At 68.4% G+C, this 25,633-nt stretch carries 26 protein-coding genes; 20 read left to right on the forward strand and 6 right to left on the reverse strand.

The features are described from left to right. Nucleotides 1–9: 9 nt before the first annotated feature. On the reverse strand, nt 10–867 hold the full coding sequence (gene prmC / locus AC3WL7_RS08005; protein ID WP_492749931.1) for a peptide chain release factor N(5)-glutamine methyltransferase: 858 nt from the start codon (nt 865–867) through the stop codon (nt 10–12). Nucleotides 868–1,190: 323 nt separating this feature from the next. Here prmC and ahpC point away from each other — a divergent pair, with 323 nt between their 5' ends. The 5 genes from ahpC (at nt 1,191) to AC3WL7_RS08030 (ending at nt 6,150) form a co-directional block, all read left to right on the forward strand. Beyond that, the gene (gene ahpC, locus AC3WL7_RS08010; RefSeq protein ID WP_079220707.1) at nt 1,191–1,754 is read left to right on the forward strand and encodes an alkyl hydroperoxide reductase subunit C; all 564 of its coding nucleotides are present in this window, start codon (nt 1,191–1,193) and stop codon (nt 1,752–1,754) included. 229 nt (nt 1,755–1,983) lie between these two features. Continuing rightward, nucleotides 1,984–3,576: an alkyl hydroperoxide reductase subunit F gene (ahpF, locus tag AC3WL7_RS08015; protein WP_079220706.1), complete on the forward strand. Its 1,593-nt coding sequence runs from the start codon at nt 1,984–1,986 to the stop codon at nt 3,574–3,576. A gap of 73 nt (nt 3,577–3,649) precedes the next feature. Beyond that, nucleotides 3,650–4,615: a LysR substrate-binding domain-containing protein gene (locus AC3WL7_RS08020; protein ID WP_079220705.1), complete on the forward strand. Its 966-nt coding sequence runs from the start codon at nt 3,650–3,652 to the stop codon at nt 4,613–4,615. Between the two features lie 123 nt (nt 4,616–4,738). Beyond that, on the forward strand, nt 4,739–5,143 hold the full coding sequence (gene rnk, locus AC3WL7_RS08025) for a nucleoside diphosphate kinase regulator (protein ID WP_079220704.1): 405 nt from the start codon (nt 4,739–4,741) through the stop codon (nt 5,141–5,143). A gap of 50 nt (nt 5,144–5,193) precedes the next feature. After that, on the forward strand, nt 5,194–6,150 hold the full coding sequence (locus tag AC3WL7_RS08030; protein WP_492749932.1) for a transaldolase: 957 nt from the start codon (nt 5,194–5,196) through the stop codon (nt 6,148–6,150). Nucleotides 6,151–6,736: 586 nt separating this feature from the next. On the opposite strand, the gene msrA is transcribed toward AC3WL7_RS08030, so the two are convergent. Continuing rightward, entirely contained in the window at nt 6,737–7,402 is a 666-nt protein-coding gene (gene msrA, locus AC3WL7_RS08035; RefSeq protein WP_108747765.1) for a peptide-methionine (S)-S-oxide reductase MsrA, read from the reverse strand. A gap of 30 nt (nt 7,403–7,432) precedes the next feature. Next, nucleotides 7,433–7,696, reverse strand: a complete 264-nt coding sequence (locus tag AC3WL7_RS08040) for a putative signal transducing protein (protein ID WP_079220701.1) — start codon at nt 7,694–7,696, stop codon at nt 7,433–7,435. A 181-nt stretch (nt 7,697–7,877) separates the two neighbouring features. Here AC3WL7_RS08040 and AC3WL7_RS08045 point away from each other — a divergent pair, with 181 nt between their 5' ends. The 6 genes from AC3WL7_RS08045 (at nt 7,878) to AC3WL7_RS08070 (ending at nt 13,240) form a co-directional block, all read left to right on the forward strand. Further along, the gene (locus AC3WL7_RS08045) at nt 7,878–9,626 is read left to right on the forward strand and encodes a glutamine--tRNA ligase/YqeY domain fusion protein (RefSeq protein ID WP_492749933.1); all 1,749 of its coding nucleotides are present in this window, start codon (nt 7,878–7,880) and stop codon (nt 9,624–9,626) included. Nucleotides 9,627–9,669: 43 nt separating this feature from the next. Beyond that, complete coding sequence (locus tag AC3WL7_RS08050; protein WP_492749934.1) at nt 9,670–10,317, forward strand: hypothetical protein; 648 nt, start codon at nt 9,670–9,672, stop codon at nt 10,315–10,317. Nucleotides 10,318–10,367: 50 nt separating this feature from the next. Continuing rightward, nucleotides 10,368–11,093: a DUF6348 family protein gene (locus AC3WL7_RS08055; protein WP_492749935.1), complete on the forward strand. Its 726-nt coding sequence runs from the start codon at nt 10,368–10,370 to the stop codon at nt 11,091–11,093. 93 nt (nt 11,094–11,186) lie between these two features. Further along, entirely contained in the window at nt 11,187–11,747 is a 561-nt protein-coding gene (locus tag AC3WL7_RS08060; protein ID WP_492749936.1) for a nucleoside deaminase, read from the forward strand. Continuing rightward, a complete protein-coding gene (gene rlmM / locus AC3WL7_RS08065) occupies nt 11,731–12,798 on the forward strand; it encodes a 23S rRNA (cytidine(2498)-2'-O)-methyltransferase RlmM (RefSeq protein WP_492749937.1) in 1,068 nt (355 codons plus the stop codon). Before AC3WL7_RS08060 ends, rlmM begins: the two co-directional genes overlap by 17 nt. A gap of 49 nt (nt 12,799–12,847) precedes the next feature. Beyond that, a complete protein-coding gene (locus AC3WL7_RS08070) occupies nt 12,848–13,240 on the forward strand; it encodes an EF-hand domain-containing protein (RefSeq protein ID WP_079220695.1) in 393 nt (130 codons plus the stop codon). A 120-nt stretch (nt 13,241–13,360) separates the two neighbouring features. Here the strand turns inward: AC3WL7_RS08070 and AC3WL7_RS08075 are convergent, their stop codons facing one another. Both AC3WL7_RS08075 and ubiH read right to left on the reverse strand, forming a co-directional pair. Continuing rightward, nucleotides 13,361–14,542, reverse strand: coding sequence for a UbiH/UbiF family hydroxylase (locus tag AC3WL7_RS08075; RefSeq protein WP_079220694.1), 1,182 nt, complete (start codon nt 14,540–14,542; stop codon nt 13,361–13,363). Then, on the reverse strand, nt 14,539–15,747 hold the full coding sequence (gene ubiH, locus AC3WL7_RS08080; protein WP_492749938.1) for a 2-octaprenyl-6-methoxyphenyl hydroxylase: 1,209 nt from the start codon (nt 15,745–15,747) through the stop codon (nt 14,539–14,541). The genes AC3WL7_RS08075 and ubiH overlap by 4 nt, the downstream gene beginning before the upstream one ends. A gap of 89 nt (nt 15,748–15,836) precedes the next feature. On the opposite strand from ubiH, the gene AC3WL7_RS08085 reads away from it, so the two are divergent. The 9 genes from AC3WL7_RS08085 to AC3WL7_RS08125 all read left to right on the forward strand — a co-directional run bounded on the left by AC3WL7_RS08085 (nt 15,837) and on the right by AC3WL7_RS08125 (nt 25,031). Next, nucleotides 15,837–16,421, forward strand: coding sequence for a hypothetical protein (locus AC3WL7_RS08085; protein ID WP_492749939.1), 585 nt, complete (start codon nt 15,837–15,839; stop codon nt 16,419–16,421). 8 nt (nt 16,422–16,429) lie between these two features. After that, nucleotides 16,430–16,984 (forward strand): cob(I)yrinic acid a,c-diamide adenosyltransferase, encoded by a 555-nt coding sequence (locus AC3WL7_RS08090; RefSeq protein WP_108758826.1) that lies wholly within the window; start codon nt 16,430–16,432, stop codon nt 16,982–16,984. Nucleotides 16,985–16,990: 6 nt separating this feature from the next. Beyond that, nucleotides 16,991–17,929 (forward strand): histone deacetylase family protein, encoded by a 939-nt coding sequence (locus AC3WL7_RS08095; protein WP_492749940.1) that lies wholly within the window; start codon nt 16,991–16,993, stop codon nt 17,927–17,929. Between the two features lie 89 nt (nt 17,930–18,018). Continuing rightward, nucleotides 18,019–20,499 carry an LPS-assembly protein LptD gene (gene lptD / locus AC3WL7_RS08100; protein ID WP_492749941.1) on the forward strand — a complete coding sequence of 827 codons (2,481 nt, stop codon included), beginning with the start codon at nt 18,019–18,021 and terminating at the stop codon, nt 20,497–20,499. After that, nucleotides 20,496–21,839, forward strand: a complete 1,344-nt coding sequence (locus tag AC3WL7_RS08105; RefSeq protein ID WP_108745994.1) for a peptidylprolyl isomerase — start codon at nt 20,496–20,498, stop codon at nt 21,837–21,839. The genes lptD and AC3WL7_RS08105 overlap by 4 nt, the downstream gene beginning before the upstream one ends. A gap of 3 nt (nt 21,840–21,842) precedes the next feature. After that, entirely contained in the window at nt 21,843–22,823 is a 981-nt protein-coding gene (pdxA, locus tag AC3WL7_RS08110; RefSeq protein ID WP_492749942.1) for a 4-hydroxythreonine-4-phosphate dehydrogenase PdxA, read from the forward strand. Then, nucleotides 22,820–23,623, forward strand: coding sequence for a 16S rRNA (adenine(1518)-N(6)/adenine(1519)-N(6))-dimethyltransferase RsmA (rsmA, locus tag AC3WL7_RS08115; protein ID WP_079220686.1), 804 nt, complete (start codon nt 22,820–22,822; stop codon nt 23,621–23,623). The genes pdxA and rsmA overlap by 4 nt, the downstream gene beginning before the upstream one ends. Before the next feature lie 13 nt (nt 23,624–23,636). Continuing rightward, complete coding sequence (apaG, locus tag AC3WL7_RS08120; protein WP_079220685.1) at nt 23,637–24,020, forward strand: Co2+/Mg2+ efflux protein ApaG; 384 nt, start codon at nt 23,637–23,639, stop codon at nt 24,018–24,020. 15 nt (nt 24,021–24,035) lie between these two features. Beyond that, on the forward strand, nt 24,036–25,031 hold the full coding sequence (locus AC3WL7_RS08125; RefSeq protein WP_313420698.1) for a symmetrical bis(5'-nucleosyl)-tetraphosphatase: 996 nt from the start codon (nt 24,036–24,038) through the stop codon (nt 25,029–25,031). Between the two features lie 105 nt (nt 25,032–25,136). Here the strand turns inward: AC3WL7_RS08125 and AC3WL7_RS08130 are convergent, their stop codons facing one another. Then, nucleotides 25,137–25,628, reverse strand: a complete 492-nt coding sequence (locus AC3WL7_RS08130) for a dihydrofolate reductase (protein ID WP_492749992.1) — start codon at nt 25,626–25,628, stop codon at nt 25,137–25,139. Nucleotides 25,629–25,633 lie beyond the last annotated feature (5 nt).

A 25,633-nucleotide genomic window follows, 5' to 3' on the forward strand; every position in this document is an offset into this window, starting at 1 on the left:
ACCTCCATTCTAGGCCGGGCGCTGGCCCAGGGTGATGCGGTCGCGCTGCTCCAGGTCCCGTGCGGTCTGCACCTGCACGTAGCCGGCCTGTTCGAACAGCGCGCGGACCGCCTCGCCCTGGTCCCAGCCGTGCTCGATCAGCAACCAGCCACCGGGCAACAGGTGGGCCTGCCCCCCGGCGACGATGCGGCGGATGTCATCCAGCCCATCGGCGCCCGAAGCCAGCGCGGTGGCCGGCTCGAAGCGCAGGTCGCCCTGCTGCAGGTGCGGGTCATCGCTGGCGATGTACGGCGGGTTGCTGGCAATCAGGTCGAAGCGCTGGCCCTGCAGCGGCGCGTACCAGTCGTGCCCGCCCTCGGCGAAGCGGACGTTGCCCAGTTCATGGCGGTCGGCATTGCGCGCGGCCATTGCCAAGGCGCCCGCGCTGGCATCGGTGGCCAATACCTGGGCCTGCGGGCGTTCGCTGGCCAGGGCCAGGGCGATCGCGCCGCTGCCGGTGCCGAGGTCGGCCACCTGCAGGTCGCGCTCCAGCGGCAGGCGTTCCAGCGCCAGTTCCACCAGCAGCTCGGTTTCCGGGCGTGGAATCAGGGTGGAGGGGTCGACGTCCAGGTCCAGCGTCCAGAAGCCGCGGCGGCCGGTCAGGTAGGCCACCGGTTCGCCGGCCACGCGGCGCGCCAGCAGGGTTTCGAAGGCGGCCAGATCGCTGGCGGGCAGCGGATCGGTGGCGTGCGCGAACAGCCAGCTGCGCGGTCGCTGCAGCACGTGCAGCAGCAGCAGTTCGGCCTCGTGACGGGCGTCGAGGCCGCCCAGGCGGGCGCTGGCGTCGGCCACGGCCTGGCGCAGGGAGGGTTCGGATTGAATGGACATCCGGTAATTGTAGAGCCGGGCCCATGCTCGGCTTCTGCAGAGGCAGCCGAGCATGGGCTCGGCTCTACAAAAGCGGGAATCCATTCAGGTTCACCTTGACGGTATAAGGAGGGGCTATCGGGCCATCTTCACGGCCCGCAGCGATTTTCCTTGTCATCCAACGACTTGCATGATGGGGGCGACCGAATTCATGGCAGGCTCATCGCATTTCAATAGACTCCATCTATCGAATAGATGAAATCAATGCATTGTTCTTATCGACAATGAATCGGTAACCTAGCTCCTGTCGATTCACCCACTCCCCTTCACCCAGAGGAAAAACGATGTCCCTCATCAACACCCAGATCCAGCCGTTCGAAGCCAACGCCTACCACAACGGCGAGTTCATCAAGGTTTCCGATGCCAGCCTGAAGGGCCAGTGGTCCGTCCTGATCTTCATGCCGGCCGCCTTCACCTTCAACTGCCCGACCGAGATCGAAGACGCCGCCGAGCACTACGCCGAGTTCAAGAAGGCCGGTGCCGAGGTCTACATCGTCACCACCGACACGCACTTCTCGCACAAGGTGTGGCACGAAACCTCGCCGGCCGTCGGCAAGGCCCAGTTCCCGCTGGTCGGCGACCCGACCCACAAGCTGACCCGCGCCTTCGGCGTGCACATTGAAGAAGAAGGCCTGGCCCTGCGCGGCACCTTCATCATCAACCCGGAAGGCGTGATCAAGACCCTGGAGATCCACTCCAACGAGATCGCCCGTGACGTGTCCGAGACCCTGCGCAAGCTGAAGGCTGCCCAGTTCACCGCCGCCAACCCGAACCAGGTCTGCCCGGCCAAGTGGAAGGAAGGCGAGAAGACCCTGACCCCGTCGCTGGACCTGGTCGGCAAGATCTAAAGCAGTACCGGCCTGCCGCGGCCCCACGCCGCGGCGCGCCCCTCATCCCCGTGCCGGTCCCCCCGCCGGCGTGGGGGTGAACCCAAGACAGCCGAGCAAGCAAGCCGCCGCTCGCCAGCCCCTTCCACAGCTGTCTCTGCTGCCTTGGGTTCACCCCTACCCCCTCGCTGGTCCGCTACCTTTTGCAGCGGTGCCACGCCCCCTGTTTGCCTGAAGCCAGGAGAAGACCATGTTGGACGCCAACCTGCAGTCGCAGCTGAAGACCTATCTGGAGCGCGTGACCCGCCCGATCCAGATCACCGCGCACGCCGATGACGGTGCCAAGTCGCAGGAAATGCTGGAACTGCTGCAGACCCTGGAAAGCCTGTCGGACAAGATCTCGCTGCAGGTCCTGCGCGACGGCCAGGGCCGCGTGCCGTCCTTCGACCTGGGCACCCCGGGCCAGGACATCCACCTGACCTTCGCCGGCCTGCCGATGGGCCACGAATTCACCTCGCTGGTGCTGGCCCTGCTGCAGGTGGGCGGCCACCCCTCCAAGGCCACCGCCGAGCTGATCGAGCAGGTGCAGAATCTGGAAGGCGACTATCGCTTCGAAACCTACTTCTCGCTGTCCTGCCAGAACTGCCCCGACGTGGTGCAGGCGCTGAATCTGGCCGCCGTGCTCAACCCGCGCATCCAGCACGTGGCCATCGACGGCGCGCTGTTCCAGGACGAAGTGGAGAAGCGCGAGATCATGTCCGTGCCCACCGTGTACCTCAACGGTGAAGTGTTCGACCAGGGCCGCATGACCCTCGAGCAGATCGTGGCCAAGCTGGACACCAACGCCGGCAAGCGCGAAGCGGAGAAGATCGCCGCCAAGGACGCCTTCGACGTGCTGGTGGTCGGCGGTGGCCCGGCCGGCGCTGCGGCCGCAATCTACGCCGCGCGCAAGGGCATCCGCACCGGCATCGCCGCCGAGCGTTTCGGTGGCCAGGTGCTGGACACCATGGCCATCGAGAACTTCATCTCGGTGAAGGAAACCGAGGGCCCGAAGCTGGCCACCGCGCTGGAGCAGCACGTGCGCGAGTACGAGGTGGACATCATGGACCTGCAGCGCGCCAGCGCACTGGTGCCGGCCGGCGAAGACGGCCTGGTGCAGGTGCAGCTGGAAAACGGTGCGGTGCTGAAGTCGCGCTCGGTCATCCTGTCCACCGGCGCACGCTGGCGGCAGATGAACGTGCCGGGCGAAGACCAGTACCGCAACAAGGGCGTGGCCTACTGCCCGCACTGCGATGGCCCGCTGTTCAAGGGCAAGCGCGTGGCGGTGATCGGCGGCGGCAACTCCGGCGTGGAAGCGGCCATCGACCTTGCCGGCATCGTGTCGCATGTCACCTTGCTGGAGTTCGATTCCAGCCTGCGCGCCGATGAAGTGCTGCAGAAGAAGCTGCGCAGCCTGGGCAACGTGACCGTGCTGACCAGCGCGCAGACCACCGAAGTGCTCGGCGATGGCAGCCGCGTCACCGGCCTGGTCTACAAGGATCGCGTCGGCGGCGACGCGCACCGGGTGGAACTGGAAGGCATCTTCGTGCAGATCGGCCTGCTGCCCAACACCGAGTGGCTGAAGGACACCGTGGCACTGTCGCCGCGCGGCGAGATCGTCATTGATGACCGCGGGCAGACCAACCTGCCGGGCGTGTTCGCCGCAGGCGATTGCACCACGGTACCCTACAAGCAGATCATCATCGCCATGGGCGCCGGCTCCACCGCGGCACTGAGCGCCTTCGACCACCTGATCCGTTCGTCCGTGACCAAGGGCAGCGGCGCAGTGGCCGAGGCGGCCTGATCACGCGTTCCCAGGTCATCGGGGGCACCATTGCCTGCTGGGTAAGCCGGTCCGTTACCCCTGGGGTCTGAGGATGAACCTTCGCGATCTGAAATACCTGGTGGCCCTGGCCGATCACAAGCACTTCGGCCGGGCCGCCGCATCCTGTTTCGTCAGCCAGCCCACGCTGTCCACCCAGATCCGCAAGCTGGAAGAAGAGCTGGGCGTGCCGCTGGTGGAACGCGCACCACGCAAGGTGATGCTGACCCCCGCCGGGCAGGAAGCGGCGATGCGTGCACGGGTGATCGTGTCCGAAGTGGAACAACTGAAGGAAGCGGCGCGACGCAGCCGCGATCCGGAAGCCGGTACGGTGCGCCTGGGGATCTTCCCGACCCTGGGCCCGTACCTGCTGCCGCATGTCATCCCGCGCATCCGCGACCGCTTCCCCGAACTGGAACTGCTGCTGGTCGAGGAAAAGAGCGACGTGCTGCTGGAACGCCTGCGCGAGGGCAAGCTGGACGCCGCGCTGCTGGCGTTGCCGGTCATCGACGATCAGCTGCATGCCGAATTCCTGTTCGAGGAACCCTTCCTGCTGGCCGTATCCGGCCGCCACCCGCTGGCCCGCCGCGACCACCTGGACGTGCAGGAGCTGGCCACGCAGAAGCTGCTGCTGCTGGAAGACGGCCACTGCCTGCGTGACCAGGCGCTGGAAGTGTGCCGCCTGTTCGGTGCCAACGAGAAATCCGAGTTCCGCGCCACCAGCCTGGAAACACTGCGGCAGATGGTCGCTGCCGACGTGGGCATCACCCTGCTGCCGAGCCTGTCGGTGCAGCCACCGGTGCCGCGCTCGAACAACATCCGCCTGCTCGACTTCACCGGCGAAGGACGCCCGAGCCGGCGCATCGCCATGGTCTGGCGGCGCAGCTCGGCCATGCACGGCTTCCTGCTGGAGCTGGCCGACCAGTTCAAGCGCCTGCCGCAGGCCCTGTTCACCCTGGATGCCGAGGGCGTGCCCGCCGGCGAAGCGCCGAACGTGTCCGGCCCGCTGCTGAACGGCTGAGCCGGGAGAACCGGCCCGCCGCTGCGGCGGGAGTCGATTCCGGCCGCATTTGTCCCCACAATACAGTCAGGCGGCGCCAGGTGGTGCCGCCTTTTGCATGGCTTTCAATCAAGGAGCACCACCATGAACACCGCCAGCGGCCTGCCGCCGTCCATCACTGTGTCGACCTTCGACATGGACCGCCTCGAGGCCATGCTTGATTCGCCTGCGCTGAGCCAGACGCCTGCCGCGCTCGCGCTTGCCGAAGAACTCAACCGGGCCACCGTGCTGGCGCCGGACCAGATTCCCGAAGGCATCGTCATGATGCATTCGCGCGTGGAGTGCGAAGATGAAGTGTCGGGCGAGACGCATGTCCTGACCCTGGTCTTCCCCCGCGAAGCCAACGTCGATGAAGGCAAGGTTTCCGTGCTGGCCCCGGTCGGCAGCGCCCTGCTTGGCCTGGCCATCGGCCAGAGCATCGACTGGAACGCGCCCGGCGGCCGCAAGCTGCGCCTGCGCGTGACTGCGGTCCACAACGACCGTCCCTGATTACCGCTGCGCATCGCGCGCGATTCGATTTCCCTGCACCAGGAGCCGTAATGAGTACCCCGTCCAAACTGTCCCAGCTGCGCGAACTGTCGGTGGTTGTCGCCGATACCGGTGACTACGACGCGATCAAGCGCCTGCAGCCGGTGGATTGCACCACCAACCCGACCCTGGTGAAGAAGGCCCTGGACCTGCCGGTCTATGCCGAGCTGATCGAACGCGAACTGGCCTGGGGCCGCCAGCAGGATGGCGACCGCGAGGCGGTGGTGCACGCCGTGGCCGACCGCCTGACCATCGGCGTCGGCGCGCTGCTGAGCACCCTGGTGCCGGGCCGCGTGTCCACCGAAGTGGATGCCGACCAGGCCCACGACACCGCCGCCACCGTGGCCAAGGCCCGCCAGTTCATCCAGATGTACGCCGATGCCGGCGTGCCGCGCGAGAAGATCCTGATCAAGATCGCCGCGACCTGGGAAGGCGTGGAAGCCGCGCGCATCCTGCAGGCCGAAGGCATCGACTGCAACCTGACCCTGATCTTCAACCCGACCCAGGCCCTGGCCTGCAGCGAAGCCGGCGCGTTCCTGATCTCGCCGTTCGTCGGCCGCATCCTGGACTGGTACGTGGCCAACGGCCAGGCCCCGGTCAACATCGACGAAGACCCGGGCGTGAAGTTCGTGCGCGGCGTGTATGCCGAATTCAAGCGCCGCGGTTCGCCGACGGTGGTGATGGGCGCTTCGTTCCGTTCGACCGCGCAGATCGAAGCGCTGGCCGGCTGCGACCGCCTGACGATTTCGCCGGACCTGCTGGAGAAGCTGGACGCCGACCACGGCGAGCTGCCGCGCAAGCTGGTGGCCGGTGCGGCCGACGGCGTGGCCGTGACCCCGATCGACGCGGCGAAATTCGCGGCGGATCTGGCGGCGGATCCGATGGCGACCGAGAAGCTGGCGACGGGTATCGATGCGTTCGCCAAGGACCTGCAGGCGCTGCGCGAGCGGATCCGTTCGGAACTGTGATTGCGGCGAACGGCTGAGCCCCTCGTGGCGGGTCGGTTGGTCGCGAAGAGCAAAAGCCGCGCTGGGTCGGGCGGGTTGGGTTCGCGGGAGACGCCGTGAATCCATCCCTGGAGGCTTGGCCGCCGCATCCATGCGGCGGACACTCCCGCGAACCCAACCCGCCCGCCCTCTGACAGTTTCCGGTGGCCGCCCGCCACGGAAGAAAGAAGGAAAAGCAGAAGCGGGTCGCGCGCTGCGCTTGCTCGGAGCGGAGCATGGCTCCGCTCTACAACGGCACTGCAGGACCAAAGAAAAAGGACGCGGCGAAGGCCGCGTCCTTTTTCTTTTCCATCAGTTCGTCAGTAACCCAATGCTCTTGCCCACCGTCACCAGGAAACTGTCAGGGGTGGGACGGGGGCGGCTGGCAGGACCGTTGGCGCCATGGATGGCGCCATCGAGCCCCCATGGACGGGTTTACGGCGTGTCCTGCCAGCCGCCCCCGTCCCGCCCAACCATCAGTAACCCAGAGCCGCTTTGGCTTTCAGCCGACTAGCAGTCGGCTCTACCAGGCTTTGGCTTCTGCCCGCCGCAGGCGGACCTCCGCGCGTCAGCGCGGCGCCTCCACATCCAGCCCGATCGGGCAGCTCACGCCGGTGCCACCAATACCGCAGTAGCCGTTCGGGTTCTTCGCCAGGTACTGCTGGTGGTAGTCCTCGGCGTAGTAGTACTCCGGCGCCGGGTACACGATCTCGGTGGTGATCGGCCCGTAACCGGCCGCGTCCAGCTGCGCCTGGTAGGCCTCGCGGCTGGCCAGCGCGGCGGCATATTGCGCCTCGTCGGTGGCGTGGATCGCCGAACGGTACTGGGTGCCGGTGTCGTTGCCCTGGCGCATGCCCTGGGTCGGGTCGTGGCTTTCCCAGAACAGTTGCAGCAGCCGCTCCAGGCCCACCACCGCCGGATCGAACACCACCTGCACCACCTCGGTGTGGCCGGTCAGGCCCGAGCAGACCTCTTCGTAGGTCGGGTTCGGGGTAACGCCGCCGGCATAGCCGACCGAGGTGCTGTACACGCCCGGCTCGTTCCAGAACTTGCGCTCGGCGCCCCAGAAGCAGCCCAGCGCGAAGCGGACCTGCTGCAGGCCGGCGAAACGGTCCTTCAGCGGGTGGCTGTTCACGAAGTGCTGGTTGCTGTGCAGCGGCAGCGGCTGGTCGCGGCCCGGCAGTGCCTCTTCCGGGCGCGGCAGGCGCTGCTTGAAGGCCCCGATGCCGAGGATGCCCTGGCTGATTCCCAACATGATGCGCTCCTACGCCGGTTGTCCGGCCCAATCGTCTGCGTCTGAAATGGGGTCGGACGGGCCCTGGCCCAAGTCCAGCGCGGCGATGATCTCCTCGGCCTGCGGCCGTGCCACGTCCGGAATGCCGACCCGCAGCACGCCGAACAGCGGCAGCTCGCCCATGCCCCCCAGCAGCTGCTCGCCGAACACGAAGGCCGGGATGCCGGCATCTTCCAGCGCGTGCTTGACCAGGTGGGCGTCGAACAGATTGTCGGCCTTGTACACGATGTGCATGGGCGGCTCCTCGGGACAGGGGTCCAGCATACGCCCGGGGGCTGAATGCCGGCGGTGAGTTCGCCGGCCAGCGGCCGGCGCTACCAGAAGATGGGGGTACGGCAACCGCAGGCGCCACCCGGCAGCCCCGCCCCTGACGCGCTAAACTGTTGGTCTTTCTGCCTTTCTCTTTCGCCGACTCATGTCCGAGCACACCCCCGCCAGCCCCGAGACCCCCGCCGACAGCCACGAGAAGCGCGATTTCATCCGCCAGATCGTGCGCGAGGACCTGGCCAGCGGTAAGCACCAGGCGATCAAGACCCGCTTCCCGCCCGAGCCGAACGGCTACCTGCACATCGGCCACGCCAAGTCGATCTGCCTGAACTTCGGCCTGGCCGGTGAGTTCAGCGGTGTCTGCAACCTGCGCTTCGATGACACCAACCCGGCCAAGGAAGACCCCGAGTACGTGGCCGCCATCCAGGATGACGTGCGCTGGCTGGGCTTCAGCTGGAACGAACTGCGCCACGCCTCGGATTACTTCCAGGCCTATTACCTGGCCGCCGAGAAGCTGATCGAGCAGGGCAAGGCCTACGTCTGCGACCTGTCGGCCGAGGAAGTGCGCGCCTACCGCGGCACCCTCACCGAGCCAGGCCGTCCGTCGCCGTGGCGCGACCGCAGCGTCGAGGAAAACCTGGACCTGTTCCGCCGCATGCGCGCCGGTGAGTTCCCCGATGGCGCGCGCACCGTACGCGCCAAGATCGACATGGCCAGCGGCAACATCAACCTGCGCGATCCGGCCCTGTACCGCATCAAGCACGTCGAGCACCAGAACACCGGCAACGCCTGGCCGATCTACCCGATGTACGACTTCGCGCATGCACTGGGCGATTCGATCGAAGGCATCACCCACTCGCTGTGCACGCTGGAATTCGAAGACCACCGCCCGCTGTACGACTGGTGCGTGGACAACGTCGATTTCGCCCATGACGATGCGCTGACCCAGCCGCTGGTCGACGCCGGCCTGCCGCGCGAAGCGGCCAAGCCGCGCCAGATCGAGTTCTCGCGCCTGAACATCAACTACACGGTGATGAGCAAGCGCAAGCTGATGGCGCTGGTCACCGAGCAGCTGGTGGACGGCTGGGAAGACCCGCGCATGCCGACCCTGCAGGGCCTGCGCCGCCGTGGCTACACCCCGGCCGCGATGCGCCTGTTCGCCGAACGCGTGGGCATCAGCAAGCAGAATTCGCTGATCGACTTCAGCGTGCTGGAAGGCGCGCTGCGCGAAGACCTGGACAGCGCCGCCGCGCGCCGCATGGCCGTCATCGATCCGGTGAAGCTGGTGCTGACCAACCTGGATGAAGGCCACGAAGAACAGCTGACCTTCAGCAACCACCCCAAGGACGAGAGCTTCGGCAGCCGCCAGGTGCCGTTCGCCCGCGAGGTGTGGATCGACCGCGAGGACTTCGCCGAAGTGCCGCCCAAGGGCTGGAAGCGCCTGGTGCCGGGTGGCGAAGTGCGCCTGCGTGGTGCCGGCATCATCCGCTGCGATGAAGTGGTCAAGGATGCCGATGGCACCATCACCGAGCTGCGCGGCTGGCTGGATCCGGAATCGCGCCCGGGCATGGAAGGCGCCAACCGCAAGGTCAAGGGCACCATCCACTGGGTCAGCGCCGTGCACGGCGTGCCGGCCGAGATCCGCCTGTACGACCGCCTGTTCTCGGTACCGAACCCGGACGACGAGTCGGAAGGCAAGACCTACCGCGATTACCTCAACCCGGAATCGCGCCGCACCGTCACCGGCTATGTCGAGCCGGCCGCGGCCAGCGCCACCCCGGAGCAGTCGTTCCAGTTCGAGCGCACCGGCTACTTCGTCGCCGACCGCCGCGACCACACCGAGGCCAAGCCGGTGTTCAACCGCAGCGTGACCCTGCGCGACACCTGGTCGGCCTGAGGATCTGCGCGGGCGCCGGGAAGGCGCCCGCACACTGCCGGACATGACCACCGCCCTCTCCGCCCTGCTCTGGTTCATCTCGCAGCATCCGCTGCTGACGTTCTTCGCAGCGATGGTGCTGGCCGTACTGGTCTCGTGGTGGCGGCGCTCATTCGGCTACGCCATCGTGGTGTTCCCGCTGGCGATGCTCAATGTCTTCCTCGGCAGCTTCCTCAACGCCACCTTCCTCAATGCGGTGGGCGAGCGCGGTGAAGCGGTGATCGTCCAGGCCGAGGAAACCAGCTCCACGCTCAACGAGCAGTACATCTGGCGCTATGAAGCGGTGCTGCACACCGCCGAGGGCCGCGATGTGGAGGTGGTGTTCCATACCAACACCGCCTCGCTGTGGCCGCTGGAAAACGCCATCCGCATTCCGGCGCGCGACCAGCCGTTCGTGGTGAAGTACACGCCGGGTTTCCCGCGCAACTTCGTCATCCTCACCAACGAATCACCGCACGGCATCGCCCAGGCCCGCGCACGTGCGCGCGAGCGCGTGGACGTGGCGGCACGCAAGCTGCATTTCAGCCCGGGCAATGCCGATTTCCGCGCGGACTATCGCCGCGAGCTGGAAACCTGGCTGCGCGACCATGGCAACGATCCGCAGCAGCAATCCGACGCACGGCGGTATCGCGCCGAACTCGACGCTCTGTAACGCCGGCCCTGCCCGGCGGCTGCGCCCCACCCTGCAAACCAGGTGCCCCGATGACCACGACCGCGTCTCCCCTCCTGCCGCTGCTGCACCAGGTCCTGCTGGGCCGTGACATCGCCTGTACCGTCGATGGCCACGAACTGGTGCTGGACAGCGGCCTGCGCCTGAGCCCGCACGCGATAGGTGCCGATCCGCGCGAGAACGGCGGCTGGCAGATCTCCTCGGTGATCGAGGCGCGCCATCCGGAGCTGTTCGCCGATGGCCTGTTCGAGTACCAGCACGCCGCCGGCGACAGCCAGGAGGAAGCCACGCTGTCCGGCTTCGAGAACTGGGTGCGGGTGGACCTGGCCACCCTGCAGGCCGCCATCGGCGCCGACGACGCGCCGGAACTGCAGATGCTGACCCTGCGCTACGGCGCCGAGGAAACCGGAGCGCCGCTGGCGCGCGCGGTGGTGCTGGGCCCGCTGGCGCACTACCGCAGCGAACCGGCCAACGACGCCGCTGCCTGCAGCGAGGGCGACCACGGCTCCTGCCCGTGCTGCCTGTTCACCCAGAGCGTGGACGCCTTCAACGAACTGCTGAAGACCCGCCAGTTCCTCGGCATCCGCCTGTTCGCCTCGCGCGATGCGGACGGCCAGTGCGAGGCCGATTGCCGGGTGAACGGCCATGACTTCCCCGCCGCCCTGCCGCTGCTGCGTGCCTACGCCGCGCGCTGGCCGCAGGCCGGGCTGGAGTTCCGCAAGCAGTACGTGGTGGTCCGCACCGACCTGGACGACTGAGCAGACACCCGCGGTGCACCCGGCTGCCGCTACACTGCGCGCCGGTTACCGAACCCGCTGCACCTCTTCCCTTCCACACGAGGCACCCCCGCGATGCTGTACGCGCAAGTCCACCTGACCCTTCCCGCCTGGATCCACGACCAGATCGACCTGGATCGTCGCTATCCCGGCGATGAGGCCAAGGTCGCGCTGGCCATCGAGCTGTCGCGGCTGAACATCGAACACGCCAGTGGTGGCCCGTTCGGCGCGGTGGTGTTCGGGCCGGAAGACAAGGTCATCGCCGCCGGCGTGAACCGGGTGATGCCGCATGCGACCTCGCTGGCGCATGCCGAAAACATGGCCTACATGCTGGCCCAGCAGCGCCTGCAGACCCCGCGCCTGAATGCCGCGCTGTCGCCGATCACCCTGGCCACCAGCTCGCAGCCGTGCTGCCAGTGCTACGGCGCCACCGTGTGGGCCGGCATCGACCGCCTGCTGATCGGCGCCAGTTCGGCCGATGTGGAAGCACTGACCCCGTTCGATGAAGGCCCGCTGCCCGCCGACTGGGTGGGTGAGCTCAACAAGCGCGGCATCGAAGTCGTGCAGGGCCTGAACCGCGATGACGCCCGCAGCGTGCTGCGCGCCTATGGAGAGAGTGATGGCGCCCGTTACTGAGGCCGGCATCGGCCTGCTGTGCCTGTGCCGCCAGGGCTTCGAGCCCGAACTGGCCGGCGAACTGCAGTTCCGCGCCGGTGAAGCCGGTTTCGCCGGCTATGCGCGCACCCAGCGCAATGATGGCTACGTGCTGTTCATGTGCGACGAAGCCGCTGCGCTGGCACCGCGCCTGCGCTGGCGCGAACTGATCTTCGCCCGGCAGAAGCTGGTGGTGCTGGCCGAGCTGCCGCAGCTGGACCCGGCCGACCGCATCACCCCGATGCTGGAGGTGCTGGCCGATGCGCCGCGCTTCGGCGACCTGTGGGTGGAGCACCCCGATTCGGATGCCGGCAAGCCGCTGTCCGGGCTGGCCCGCGCCTTCGGCAATGCGCTGCGCCCGGCGCTGCGCAAGGCCGGCAAGCTGACCGACAAGCCCAATGCGCGCCTGCCGCGCCTGCACGTGGTGTTCGTCGACGGTACCCATGCCTTCGTGTGCGTGGCCGACCCGGCCGACAGCGCACCGTGGGCGCTGGGCATTCCGCGCCTGAAGCTGCTGCCCGAAGCGCCCTCGCGCTCGGCGCTGAAGCTGGACGAAGCGCTGCTGACCCTGCTGACCCCGGAAGAACGCGAGGCACTGGCAAAGCCCGGCATGCGTGCCGCCGACCTCGGTGCCGCACCGGGTGGCTGGACCTGGGTGCTGACCCGCCAGCACATGCATGTGCTGAGCATCGACAACGGCCCGCTGCGCCAGCACGTGCTGGACACCGGCCTGGTCGAGCACCTGCGTGCCGATGGTTTCCACTGGCACCCGGACCAGCCGTTGGACTGGATGGTCTGCGACATGGTCGAGCAGCCGCGGCGCGTGGCCGAACGCATGGCCACCTGGTTCCGCGAAGGCTGGTGCAGGCACGCGATCTTCAACCTGAAGCTGCCGATGAAGAAGCGCTGGGACGAAACCCGCCTGTGCCTGGACCTGTTCCAGGAGCAGGCCGGCAAGCCGCTGGTGGTGCGTGCCAAGCAGCTCTACCACGACCGCGAAGAGATCACCGTACTGGCCTCGCCGCTGCGCTGAGGCGCGACACCCGCCGGGCCTGGCCCGGCGCTACCAGGAACACGACTGCATGCACTTTCGACTGATTCCACTCCTGATGGCCCTGCTGCCGGCCGTTGCATCGGCGCAGGTGGCCCTGCCTGCGCCGGCACAGAGTGCGCCGCTGCGCGACGACAGCGGCGTGGTGCGCCAGCAGTCGCTGGCCAGTGGCCGCGTCACCGGCAGCGTCGACATCGCCGTGCCGCTGGGCGAAACGCCGGTGACCGTGCGCTCGGTCAGCCCGGCCAGCGTGGTCGGCCAGTACCGCATCCACTTCGCCGCACTGGACGTCGACGGCGATGGCTTCATCAGCCGCGAAGAAGCGCAGGCCAACCCCGCGCTGGCCGATGAATTCAATTCGCTGGATGTGAAACGCCGCGGCAAGCTGGACCGCACCGACCTGGCCGGCTGGCTGATCGACTGATCCGCCTTCGCGATCTTCATCCACGCATGGCGTGGATCTACAGGGGTAGCGCCGGGCCACGCCCGGCGGCATCTGTGAACCGCGCGGCGCGCTCGCCGGGCATGGCCCGGCGCTACCCGCTTACACGCCGGCGGCGCGCTTCCAGAATGCCTGCACCAGCGGCGGCCACTTGCCGACGCAGCCCAGCGCGCGGCCGCGGGCCAAGGTCAGGTGCATCTCGTCGTTGGAGAACAGGCGGTTGATCGCATCGAAGCTGTAGGCGGCGATGTGATTGTCACTGCGACGCTCGCGCGCCCAGCGCTGCAGGCGCTGCGGCGACAGGCGCGGCTGGCCACGGCGTTCGGCCGACGGCGCCAGCCACTGCTGAAGGGCGGCGACGTCGCGCAACCCCAGGTTCACGCCCTGCCCGGCCAGCGGGTGCACCACGTGGGCAGCATCGCCCAGCGCCAGCACGCGGCCGGCCACGTAGTGGCGGGCCAGCTGACGTCGCAGCGGGAACGCTGCACGCGGCGAGGCCAGGCGCAGCTCACCCAGGCGCGCGGCGAAGGCGCGGGTCAGTTCACGGTTGAAGGCCGCTTCGTCCAGCGCCAGCACGCGTGCAGCCTCGTCCTCGGGCAGGGTCCAGACAATCGAGCTGCGGCGCTCGGCCACCGGCAGCAGGGCCAGCGGCCCGCCCGGCAGGAAGCGCTGCCAGGCCGTGGCCTGGTTCGGCAGCTCGCTGTCCACATAGGCCACCACGCCACGCTGGTGGTAGTCGTGGCGCTCGACCTCGATCCCGGCCAGCTGGCGCAGGGTCGATTCGGCGCCATCGGCAGCTACGGCCAGAGCGGCATCCAGGCGACGGCCATCGTCCAGGCGCAGGCGCACGCCCTCGTCGTCCTGCTCCAGCGCTTCCACCCGCGCCGGGCAGTGCAGCTGCACGCCGGCCGCCGGCAGCGCCGCCCACAGGCGGTCCTGCAGCAGTCCGTTCTCGACGATGTAGCCCAGCTCGCGACGGCCGAAGCGATCGGCATCGAACAGCAGGTCCTCGCCACCGGCCGCATCCCACACCTGCATGCGCCGGTACGGCCAGGCACGGGCCTGGGCGATCGATGGCCACACGCCGAGGCGCTGCAGCAGCTGTACGTTGTCGGCAGCGAACGCGAACACGCGCAGGTCCGGCTGCGCGGCCTGCCACGGCGGCGGCTCGCGGCCTTCGACCAGGGCGACCGACAGACCGGCATCGGCCAGCGCCAGCGCACAGGCGGCACCGACCACGCCACCGCCGACGATGGCCACGTCCAGGCGCATGCGGCGGCTCATGCGGCCTCCCCACGGCACAGGCGCGGTACATCACCGCGGAAGCCCATCGCACCGCCGACCAGCATCGACTGCACCGAGGCACGCTGGGCCGCCACCAGGCCCAGGCTGCGCAGCGGCCGCAGCAGCGGCGCCGGGTTGCTGGTCAGCCGCGCCAGGCCACCGGAGAACGCCACCGTCTGCCGGCGGTCCTCCTCGCGGCGGGCCACGTAGGCCTGCAGCAGGGCATCGCTGCCGGCATCGGCGGCACCGTCTTCCAGCAGCTCGGCCAGGGTCAGCGCATCACGCAGGCCCAGGTTGAAGCCCTGCGCCCCCAGCGGATGGATGGTCTGCGCCGCATTGCCCAGCAGCACGGTGCGCTGTCCGGCCAGCGCGCGCGCCAGTACCTGGATGAGCGGGTAGGCACTGCGCGGGCCGGATTCGAGCAGGCGGCCGGCACGCCAGCCGAGCGCGTTCTGCAGGCGCTGCAGCCAGGCCGCATCGTCCAGCGCCATCACCGCTTCGGCCTGGTCGCGGGCCACGCCGTGCACGCAGCCGAAATGACGGTCGCCGCGTGGCAGCAGGGCCGTCGGCCCGGTGTCGGTGAAACGCTCCCAGGCACTGCCATCGGGCGCGCGCTGGCTGCGCACGCGTGCGACGAACAGGGTCTGCTGGAAGTCATGACGGTCGACCTCGATGCCCAGCGCGCCGCGCACGCCACTGGCGGTGCCATCGGCGCCGACCACCAACCGTGCCTGCAGCAGGCGCTCGCCGCTCTCGTCGGCCACGCGCACCTGGCGATGGCCGTCGACCACCTCGCCCAGGCCAAGGAAGCGCATCGGCCGGTAACGGTGCAGGCGCGGCAGTTCCTGCAGGCGCGCTTCCAGCGCCTGGCCGAAATCGCGCGCCACCACCACCTGGCCGAACCAGGGCCGGTCGTAATCGGCCGCATCGAGCTGCACGCGGCCGAAATCGCCGGCCCGGCTGACATGGATGCGCCGGATCGGGCCGGGCGCCATCGCCAGCTTCTGCATCACCCCCAGCGCGGTCAACGCGTTGACGGTGGCGGCGGCGAAACTGAGGTTGCGCTGGTCGAACACCGCCGGCAGTTCGCCGGCCGGGCTGGCCTCGAGCAGGCCCACGTCCAGGCCCAGCCGGTCCAGGGCGATGGCCAGGCTGGCTCCCACCAGGCCGCCACCGACGATCAGCACGTCATGTCGTTCACTCATGAGCCAATGATACGCGCTCGTTGCCGAACCCTGCGCCGACCCGCGCGGCGGGCTAGAATGAAAGCTGAATCCGCTCCGGGCCCGCTGCCATGTCCGACACCGCCAACCGCGCCTTCGTCCTTTCCGTGCTTGTGCTGTTGCTGGCGGCGACCCGGGTCAACCACTTCGCGGCCATCCCCGATGCGTCGTGGGCGGTGTTCTTCATCGGTGGTTTCTACCTGGCGCGCTGGACGCGCTGGGCGTTCCCGCTGCTGATGGTTTTCGCCGTGCTGGTGGACTGGATCGTAATCCGCAGCAGCGGGCTGGATTTCTGGCAGCACTACTGCGTGTCGCCCGGTTACTGGCTGCTGCTGCCGGCGTACTTCGCGCTGTGGGCCGGTGGCCTGCTGCTGGGCCGCAATTACCATGGCGCGCACTGGTCGACCCTGGGCAAGGGCGTGCTGCTGCTGGTGGCCTCGGTGGCGCTGTGCCACCTGCTGGCGCAGGGCGGCTTCTACTGGACCACCCGCAACGTGGCCGAGCCGACCGTGGCCGGCTGGGCGCAGAACTACGCACAGTGGTTCGGCCCCTACCTGCGCACCACCGCCCTCTACGTGGCGCTGGCCGCCGCCCTGCAGCTGGCCGTGGAGCAGGTGCTGAAGCTGCAGCAGGCCCGCCGCGACATCCACCACTGAGCGATCGCATGGGCCACCGTCTTTCGCGCATCTATACCCGCACCGGCGATGACGGCAGCACCGGCCTCGGCGATGGCAGCCGGGTCGGCAAGGACGACCTGCGCGTAGCCTCGTACGGCACGGTGGACGAAGCCAATGCCGCCCTTGGCCTGCTGCTGGCCGCCGCGCTCCCCGACGACGTGCGCGCGCTGGTGGTCCACCTGCAGCACCAGTTGTTCGACCTGGGCGCCGAACTCTGCGTGCCCGGCCACGCCGCCATCCATGCCGCCGACATCTCGGCGCTGGAACAGCAGCTGGACCACTACAACGCCGACCTGCCGATGCTGAAGGAATTCATCCTGCCGGCCGGCGGCGAAGCGGCCGCGCGCTGCCACCTGGCGCGCACCATCGTGCGCCGTGCCGAGCGTGAGACCGTCGCCCTGGCGCGGGTGGAAAGCGTGCGCAGCGAGGCGCTGCAATACCTCAACCGGCTGTCGGACCTGCTGTTCGTGCTGTCGCGGGTGCTGGCCCGCGCCGACGGCCACGGCGAGGCCCTGTGGCAGCCGCAGCACCGGCAGCGCTGATCCCCGATGCTGGTCTATACCCACCCCTCCTGCCTGCTGCACGATCCCGGCCCCGGCCATCCCGAATGCCCGCAGCGGCTGCAGGTGGTGCTCGATGCCCTGCACCAGGCCTTCCCCGGCCAGCTGGAATGGCGCCAGGCACCGCCCGCCAAGTTCGGTGAACTGAGCCGGGTACACGACAGCGCCCTGCTCGACTTCGTGCTGCAGCCGCAGACCACGCCGCTGCGCCAGCTGGACATGGACACCTGGACCTCGCCCGGCTCGGCCAGTGCCGCCGTGCACGCCGCCGGCGCCGGCGTGGCCGCGGTCGATGCGGTGATGCTGGGCGATGACCCCTTGGCCTTCTGCGCAGTGCGCCCGCCCGGCCACCATGCCACCAGCAGTACGGCGATGGGCTTCTGCCTGCTCAACAACATCGCCGTGGCCGCCGCCTACGCCCGCGACCGGCACGGGCTGGAACGCATCGCGGTGGTGGACTTCGACGTCCACCACGGCAACGGCACCCAGGACATCTTCCAGCAGGACGCCCGGGTGTCGTACTACAGCACCCACCAGGCCGGGCTGTTCCCCAATTCGGGCCTGCGCCGCGACCGTGGCGCCGGCAACCTGATGAACATCCTGTTGCCGCCGGGCAGTGGCGGGTTCCGCTTCCGCAACGTCTGGGCCGATGAGATGCTGCCGGCCATCGACGATTTCCGCCCGCAGCTGCTGCTGGTCTCGGCCGGCTTCGACGCGCACCTGCGCGACCCGCAGGCCGACCTGATGCTGGAAACCGACGATTTCGCCTGGGTCACCGCCGAACTGCATGCGCTGGCCCGCCGCCATGCAGCCGGCCGGGTGGTGTCCATGCTCGAGGGCGGCTACGACCTGCAGGCCCTGTCCGAATGCACCGTGGCCCATGTCCAGGCCCTGCTGGACGGGGCCGCCGGACCTCGGGCTGGATGAACCCGAACCGCCAGCAGGGGGGCGCCTTCATTGCCCCTATGCAGCGGATGGGGCAATCTACCGTCCGTTTTCGCCCGAATCCGAACCGCGTGCGCCGAGCCCTCCGCCTGCTTCCCCTGCCCCTGAGCATCGCCGTCTGCCTTCCCGCGATGGCCGATGACAAGCCGCTCAACTGGGGCCTGTGCCCGGCAACCGAGGTCATTCCCGCCTTCACCGATGCCCCCACCCCGGTGCCCGGGCAGGACAAGGCCGCCGCCAGCGCCGAGCGCGAGCAGCAGCCCACCGACATCGAGGGTGACCAGCTGCTGGGCACCACCACCGTGCCGCAGTACCAGGGCAACGTGGCGCTGCGCCGTGGCGACCAGTTCGTCGGTACCGACAAGCTCAGCTTCGACACCGAGAGCGGCAACTACATCGCCGACGGCAATGTCCGCTACCAGGACGCGTCGATCCGCATGATCGCCAAGCGTGCCGAAGGCAACCAGGAAAGCGACACCCACAAGATCACCGACATCCAGTACCAGCTGGTGTCGCGCCGTGGCAACGGCGATGCCGAGTCGGTCGACCTGCAGGGCGCCGTCGGCCAGATGCACCGTTCGACCTACACCACCTGCGATCCCTCGCAGCCGGTGTGGAAGCTGTCGGCGCCGGAAATCGAAGTGGACAACGACGAAGGCTTCGGCACCGCGCGCAATGCCGTGCTGCGCATCGGCAAGGTGCCGGTGCTGTGGGCGCCGTACTTCAAGTTCCCGATCGACGACCGACGCAAGACCGGCCTGCTGTTCCCGCAGCTGGGCATGTCCGGCCGCAACGGCTTCGACTACGCCCAGCCGATCTACCTGAACCTGGCGCCGAACTACGACGACACGCTGACGCCGCGCTACATGAGCCGGCGCGGCCTGATGCTCGACAACGAGTTCCGCTACCTCTACAACGGCGGCCGCGGCGAGCTGCTGACCGCCTACATGCCCAACGACGAGCTGCGCGACCGCGACCGCGGCCGGGTGATGTTCAACGGTTACCACAACGTGGACAGCCACTGGCAGGCGCGCGCCAACCTGGCCTGGGTCAGTGACGAGCGCTATGTCGAGGACTTCGCCAACCGCCTGGTCGGCGTGACCGCGTCCAACCTGCAGAGCACCATCGGCCTGTACGGCACCGGCAAGGACTGGACCGCCGGCATCATGGCCGACCGCTGGCAGCTGACCGATTACACGCTGGACGAGCGCGCCCTGGCCTACAACCGCCAGCCGCGGCTGTACTTCAACTGGGACAAGTCGCTGCTGCCGTGGCTGGAGACCGGCGTCTACTCCGAGGCCGTGCGCTTCACCCATGACGACGTCAACTTCAAGTACGACGCCAGCGCCGGCGAAGACCTGCAGTACACCCGCAACGGCCAGACCCAGCGGATCTACGGCGGTTCGCGCCTGGACGTCAAGCCGTACGTGTCGTTCCCGATCAGCGGCGCGGCCTGGTACGTCACCCCGACGCTGGCCTACCGCTACACCGCCTACCAGCTTGACCGCGGCCTGGCCGACAGCATCCGCAGCAACGTGCTGGCCTCGCAGAACGTCGATACGAGCACGCTGAGCGCCGATCAGCTGCGCGGCAACACCTCGCCGACCCGCGCCCTGCCGATCGCCAGCCTCGACGCCGGCCTGTTCTTCGACCGTGACACCACGATCGGCGGAAAGTCCTTCCTGCAGACCCTGGAGCCGCGCCTGTTCTACCTGCGCACGCCCTACCGCAACCAGGACGACCTGCCGATCTTCGATACCCGTGACTTCACCTTCAGCTGGGGCCAGCTGTTCCGCGACTCGCGCTATACCGGCGCCGACCGCCAGAACGACGCCAACCAGCTGACCGTGGCGCTGAGCACCCGCTTCATCGACCAGACCACGGGCAGGGAACGCTTCTCGGCCTCGATCGGCCAGATCCAGTACTTCGACGAGTCGCGGGTGACCGTGACCCCGGGCGGCGCCCCGGTGGAAAAGGGCAAGTCGGCCTGGATCGCCGATTCGAACTACATGATCAACGACCGCTGGACCCTGGGCGCCACCTACCAGTGGGACCCCAAGTACAAGCGCGAGGATCTGGCCAGCGTCCGTGCCCGCTACCTGATGCCCAACGACGGCGTGGTCAACCTGAGCTACCGCTACCGCATCAACGCCGGTGCGGCGGCCAACGCCACCAAGGAACAGCGCACCCTGCTGGAACAGGCCGACCTGTCGTTCCTGTACCCGCTGAACGAGCGCTGGAGCCTGGTGGGCCGCTATTACTACTCCATCCAGGACAGCAAGCCGCTGGAAATCATCGGTGGCGTGCAGTGGGACAGCTGCTGCCTGGCGGTCCGCGCCGTGGCCCGCCGCTACGTGCGCAACCGCGAAGGTGAACTGAACAATTCCATCCAGCTGGAGTTCGTGCTCAAGGGCCTGAGCTCGCTGGGCCAGGACACGGACCGCACTCTGCGCCGTGCTATCCTCGGCTACAACCGCGACGACCTCTATCTCGTGCCGCCCAGCAACACCGGGGCGACCCGGGACGACTACGATCCAAACCAGATCCCATGACCAAGAGCTTCCCCGTCCTACTCGCTTCGCTGCTGGCCGTGTCCAGCGTGTCCGCCCCCCTCCAGGTCATCGCCCAGGAGGCCCAGCCGCTGGACCGCATTGCAGCCATCGTCGATGAGGACGTGGTCCTGCAGAGCGAACTGCAGCGCGCGATCATCAACATCAAGGCCCAGTACGCCGGCCGCGAGAACCAGCTGCCGCCCGATGACGTGCTCAGCCGCCAGGTCCTCGAGCGCCTGGTGCTGGTCAAGCTGCAGGTCGCCCGCGCCCAGAGCAGCGGCATTCGCATCAGCGACCAGGAACTGAACCAGGCGATGAACTCGATCGCCCAGCAGAACGGTTCCAACCTGGACGCCCTGCGCCAGCGCCTGGCCAGCGACGGCATTGATTTCGCCGATTTCCGCTCTTCGGTGCGTGACGAGATCACCGTGCAGCGCCTGCGCCAGAGCTTCGCGCAGAGCCGCATCAGCGTCAGCGAGGGCGAGGTCGATGCTGCCCTGAAGCAGCAGGCCACCGCCGGCAACCAGTACCACCTGGCACACATCCTGGTGGCACTGCCCGACGGCGCCACCGCCGAGCAGATCGCCACCGGCCAGAAGAAGGCCGACGGCGTGAAGGCGCTGCTGGACAAGGGCGAGCTGGACTTCAACGCGGCCGCCGTGCGCTATTCCGACAGCCCCAACGCGCTGGAAGGCGGCGACCTGGGCTGGCGTACCCTGGATGAAATCCCGGCTGCATTCGCCCAGATGATGGAGCAGATGAAGCCCGGCGACGTGGTCGGCCCGATCCGTGGCCCGAGCGGCTTCCAGCTGCTGAAGGTGGTGGAAGTGCGTGATGCCAACGCCGCCGCCGGCAACCACACCGTGACCGAGTACCACGGCCGCCACATCCTGGTGCGCGTGGACGACAACCAGACCGACGCGGCCGCCAAGGCCAAGATCGATACCCTGCGTGCCCGCATTGCCGGTGGTGCCGATTTCCAGGCCGTTGCCAAGGAATCCTCGGAAGACACCAACAGCAAGGGCCAGGGCGGCGATCTGGGCTGGTTCCCGGCCGATGCCTTCGGTCCGGCGTTCGGCCAGCAGGTCGAGGGCATCCAGGATGGCGGCGTCAGCCAGCCGTTCCGTACCGATGCCGGCTGGCATATCGTGCAGCGCGTTGCCACGCGCCAGACCGACGTGACCAGCGACAACCAGCGTGCCCAGGTCCGCGAGACCATCGGCCGCCGCAAGCTGGAAGACGAGTACAACCGTTTCCTGCAGGAACTGCGTGGCGAAGCCTACGTCAGCTTCCGCAGTGGCGACCGCGCGGAAAACACCGCCACGCCGCAGCAGCCCTGACCGATGCGCCCCGAGCTCGCTCTGGTACCGGGCGAGCCGGCGGGGATCGGCCCGGAGCTGTGCGTCCGCCTTGTCCAGCAGCCGCGTGATGATTGCCGGCTGCTGGCCTTCGCCGACCCGGACACCCTGCACGCGGCTGCTGCCGCGCTGAAGCTGCCCCTGCAGCTGCTGCCTGAGGATGCCGAGGCCCGCCTGCCGGGCGATCTGCGCGTGCGTCCGCTGGCCAATGCCACCCCCAGCCATTTCGGCCAGACCGATCCCGCCAATGCGGGCGCGGTGATCGGCGCGTTGCTGGCCGCCGGCCAGGCCTGCCTCTCCGGCGAACTGCATGGCGTGGTCACCGGCCCGGTGCACAAGGCGGTCATCAACCAGGGCGGTATTGCCTACAGCGGCACCACCGAACTGCTGGCCGACCAGGCCGGGGTGAAGGTGGTGATGATGCTGGCCAACGACATCGTGCGCGTGGCCCTGGCCACCACCCACCTGCCGTTGCGCGAGGTGGCCGATGCCATCACCACGCCCAGCCTGGAACATACCCTGCGCACCGTGCATGCCGCGCTGCGCCGCGAGTTCGGCCTGCCCGCGCCCCGTATCGCCGTGCTCGGCCTGAACCCGCATGCCGGCGAAGACGGCCACCTCGGCCGCGAGGAACTGGACCTGGTCATTCCCCTGCTGCAGCGCCTGCGCGCAGAGGACATGGACCTGGTCGGGCCGCTGCCGGCCGATACCGCCTTCCTGCCGGCCAAGCTGGCCGGCTTCGACACCGTGCTGGCCATGTACCACGACCAGGGCCTGCCGGTGCTGAAGTATTCCGGCTTCGAACAGGCCGTGAACCTGACCCTGGGCCTGCCCTACCCGCGCGTGGCCGTCGACCACGGCACGGCGCTGGAGCTGGCCGGACGTGGCATCGCCGCCCCCTCCAGCCTGCAGGCCGCAACGGCGCTGTGTGCGCGGCTGGCCCGGCAACGTACACTGGGCGCATGAATTCCCCGCATTCCCCCTCCGGCCCGGTGTTCACCGCCCCGGCCAAGAAGCAGCTTGGCCAGCATTTCCTGGCCGACCGCCACTACATCGACAAGATCGTGATGGCGGTCAATCCCAAGGACGGTGACCGCCTGGTCGAGATCGGCCCCGGCCAGGGCGCGATCACCCTGCCCCTGCTGCGCGTTCATCCGAAGCTGACGGTGATCGAGTTCGACCGCGACCTGATCGCGCCGCTGACCGCCGCCGCCGAACCGCTGGGCGATCTGACCATCGTCCAGGGCGACGTGCTGCGTGTGGATTTCACCGCGCTGGCCGCCGGCGAGCCGATCCGCCTGGTCGGCAACCTGCCCTACAACATCTCCTCGCCCATCCTGTTCCACGCGCTGGAGCACGCCGCGGTCGTCCGCGACATGCACTTCATGCTGCAGAAGGAAGTGGTGGACCGCATGGCCGCCGGCCCGGGCAGCAAGGTCTATGGCCGCCTCAGCGTGATGCTGCAGGCCTACTGCCAGGTCACCTCGCTGTTCGTGGTGCCGCCGGGCGCGTTCCGGCCGCCGCCGAAGGTCGATTCGGCCGTGGTGCGGCTGGTGCCGCGCGATCCGGCCAGCATCACCATCGCCGACCACAAGCGCTTTGCCGAGGTGGTCAAGGCCGCCTTCGGTCAACGCCGCAAGACCCTGCGCAATGCACTCAACAACGTCGTGACGGCCGAGCAGTTCGTGGCCGCCGGCGTGCGCCCCGATGCCCGTGCCGAACAGCTGGATGTGGCTGAATTCATCGCTTTGGCCAATGCCACCTGATTACACTGCCGGTATGGAAGACGCTGACGTTTACGCCATTACTGTCGAGGTTGCTCCGCGTTTCCTCGACGATCAATCCGCGCCGGAGGACGGCCGGTATGCGTTCGCCTACACGATCCGCATCCACAACCAGGGGCGCGTTGCCGCACGCCTGGTCGCCCGCCACTGGCGCATCACCGATGCCAACGGTCGCGTCGAGCATGTCGATGGCGATGGGGTGATCGGCGAACAGCCGCGCCTGCGCCCGGGTGAAGACTTCCGTTACACCTCCGGTGTCATGCTCGGGACCGACCACGGGACCATGCAGGGTCACTACGACATGGTTGCCGATGACGGCACCGAATTCGCCGCGCCGGTCGCACCTTTCGTGCTGGCCGTGCCGCGTACCCTGCACTGACACGGAGGCCGGACGATGAGTGTATGGGCGATCGGCGACCTGCAGGGCTGCTACGACGTTACCCAGCGACTGCTGGAAAAAATCCGCTTCGACCCGGCGCAGGACACCCTGTGGTTCTGTGGCGACCTGGTGAACCGCGGCGGGCAGTCGCTGGAAACCCTGCGCCTGGTGCATTCGCTGCGCGAGCACAGCGTGGTGGTGCTGGGCAACCATGATCTTTCGCTGCTGGCTGTCGGTGCACGCACCGAAGAAGAGCAGCGCAAGGTCAACCCGGACCTGCTGCGCATCGTGCAGGCCGAGGACCGCGACGAACTGCTGGACTGGCTGCGCCTGCAGAAGCTGGTGCACGTGGACCGCGAGCTGGGCTGGATGATGGTGCATGCCGGCCTGGCGCCGAAGTGGACCACGCAGATGGCAGAGAAGCACGCCGCCGAGGTGGAAGTGCAGCTGCATGGCGCCGGCTACCGCAAGCTGTTCCGCAACATGTATGGCGACAAGCCGAGCTGGGCACCGAACCTGTCCGGCTACGACCGCTCGCGCGCGATCATCAACGTGCTCACCCGCATGCGCTACTGCACCCCGCGCGGGCGCATCGGCATCGAGGACAAGGGCACGCCGGGCACCCAGGAACAGGGCTTGTATCCCTGGTTCGAAGTGCCGGGCCGGGTCGAGCGCGACCTGAAGGTGGTCTGTGGCCACTGGTCGGCGCTGGGCCTGACCATCACCCAGGGCGTACACGCCATCGACACCGGTGCGGTGTGGGGCGGCAAGCTCACCGCCATCCAGCTCGATACCGATGAACTGCGCGTGGTGCAGGTGCCCGGCCGTGATGTGCCGGCACCGGTGGCCAATGCACGCCCGCCGGCACGACCGGCGCATGAGCGGCCGGCCGCGGCTGCGCCGGGCAAGGAAAAAGAACCGGCTGCAGCACCGGCCAGCCGGGGCCGTCGTCGCCGCCGTCGCGGTGGCGGTGGTGGCGGTAACGGCAACAGCGCACCGCCGCAGGGCTGAGGCGTGTACGGGTAGAGTCGACTGTCAGTCGACTCGCGCGCGCAGCGCGGGGTGTTCCGCGATCTGATGGAGGAGCAGTCGACCAACGGTCGACTCTACCCAGGGTCAGCGGCGCACGTAGTGCACGAAGCGGAATGCGTAGGCGTGGCGCGCATCGGCCGGATGCGGCTCGCTGCTGGTTTCCCGCCAGACGCCCGGATCCACCTCGGGGAAATGGGTGTCGGCGGGTACCTCGGCATCCACCCAGGTGAGGTACAGATCGCTGGCCTGGTCCAGCAGCTGGCGGAAAATCTCGCCGCCGCCGATGATGCACAGCTCGCTGGCACCCTCGCCCTCCGCAATGGCCCTTGCTTCATCCAGCGAGGCCACCGCGCGCATGCCCTCGAACGGCACTTGGCCGCTGCGGGTCAGCACCAGGTTGGTCCGCCCCGGCAGCACGCGGCCGATCGACTCGGCGGTCCGGCGTCCCATCAGGATCGGTTTGCCCAGGGTGAGCGCCTTGAAGTGCTTGAAGTCGTCCGGCAGGTGCCAGGGCATGGCGTTGCCCTGGCCGATGCCACGGTTGCGGTCCAGTGCCACGATCATCGAGAGCTTCATCGCAC

It is taken from the genome of Stenotrophomonas sp. FW305-3-2-15-E-LB1, from assembly GCF_058787375.1.

Bases quoted from the DNA above. Each gene is read 5' to 3' on its own strand.
- AC3WL7_RS08095 (WP_492749940.1), top strand. From the start codon at position 16,991: ATGCTGGTCTATACCCACCCCTCCTGCCTGCTGCACGATCCCGGCCCC.
- AC3WL7_RS08040 (WP_079220701.1), bottom strand. From the start codon at position 7,696: ATGCACATCGTGTACAAGGCCGACAATCTGTTCGACGCCCACCTGGTC.
- AC3WL7_RS08105 (WP_108745994.1), top strand. From the start codon at position 20,496: ATGACCAAGAGCTTCCCCGTCCTACTCGCTTCGCTGCTGGCCGTGTCC.
- pdxA (WP_492749942.1), top strand. From the start codon at position 21,843: ATGCGCCCCGAGCTCGCTCTGGTACCGGGCGAGCCGGCGGGGATCGGC.
- AC3WL7_RS08130 (WP_492749992.1), bottom strand. From the start codon at position 25,628: ATGAAGCTCTCGATGATCGTGGCACTGGACCGCAACCGTGGCATCGGC.
- AC3WL7_RS08075 (WP_079220694.1), bottom strand. From the start codon at position 14,542: ATGAGCCGCCGCATGCGCCTGGACGTGGCCATCGTCGGCGGTGGCGTG.
- rnk (WP_079220704.1), top strand. From the start codon at position 4,739: ATGAACACCGCCAGCGGCCTGCCGCCGTCCATCACTGTGTCGACCTTC.
- AC3WL7_RS08090 (WP_108758826.1), top strand. From the start codon at position 16,430: ATGGGCCACCGTCTTTCGCGCATCTATACCCGCACCGGCGATGACGGC.
- rsmA (WP_079220686.1), top strand. From the start codon at position 22,820: ATGAATTCCCCGCATTCCCCCTCCGGCCCGGTGTTCACCGCCCCGGCC.
- rlmM (WP_492749937.1), top strand. From the start codon at position 11,731: ATGGCGCCCGTTACTGAGGCCGGCATCGGCCTGCTGTGCCTGTGCCGC.
- prmC (WP_492749931.1), bottom strand. From the start codon at position 867: ATGTCCATTCAATCCGAACCCTCCCTGCGCCAGGCCGTGGCCGACGCC.
- AC3WL7_RS08125 (WP_313420698.1), top strand. From the start codon at position 24,036: ATGAGTGTATGGGCGATCGGCGACCTGCAGGGCTGCTACGACGTTACC.
- AC3WL7_RS08050 (WP_492749934.1), top strand. From the start codon at position 9,670: ATGACCACCGCCCTCTCCGCCCTGCTCTGGTTCATCTCGCAGCATCCG.
- apaG (WP_079220685.1), top strand. From the start codon at position 23,637: ATGGAAGACGCTGACGTTTACGCCATTACTGTCGAGGTTGCTCCGCGT.
- AC3WL7_RS08030 (WP_492749932.1), top strand. From the start codon at position 5,194: ATGAGTACCCCGTCCAAACTGTCCCAGCTGCGCGAACTGTCGGTGGTT.
- ahpC (WP_079220707.1), top strand. From the start codon at position 1,191: ATGTCCCTCATCAACACCCAGATCCAGCCGTTCGAAGCCAACGCCTAC.
- AC3WL7_RS08045 (WP_492749933.1), top strand. From the start codon at position 7,878: ATGTCCGAGCACACCCCCGCCAGCCCCGAGACCCCCGCCGACAGCCAC.
- AC3WL7_RS08060 (WP_492749936.1), top strand. From the start codon at position 11,187: ATGCTGTACGCGCAAGTCCACCTGACCCTTCCCGCCTGGATCCACGAC.
- ubiH (WP_492749938.1), bottom strand. From the start codon at position 15,747: ATGAGTGAACGACATGACGTGCTGATCGTCGGTGGCGGCCTGGTGGGA.
- ahpF (WP_079220706.1), top strand. From the start codon at position 1,984: ATGTTGGACGCCAACCTGCAGTCGCAGCTGAAGACCTATCTGGAGCGC.
- AC3WL7_RS08055 (WP_492749935.1), top strand. From the start codon at position 10,368: ATGACCACGACCGCGTCTCCCCTCCTGCCGCTGCTGCACCAGGTCCTG.
- AC3WL7_RS08020 (WP_079220705.1), top strand. From the start codon at position 3,650: ATGAACCTTCGCGATCTGAAATACCTGGTGGCCCTGGCCGATCACAAG.
- AC3WL7_RS08070 (WP_079220695.1), top strand. From the start codon at position 12,848: ATGCACTTTCGACTGATTCCACTCCTGATGGCCCTGCTGCCGGCCGTT.
- AC3WL7_RS08085 (WP_492749939.1), top strand. From the start codon at position 15,837: ATGTCCGACACCGCCAACCGCGCCTTCGTCCTTTCCGTGCTTGTGCTG.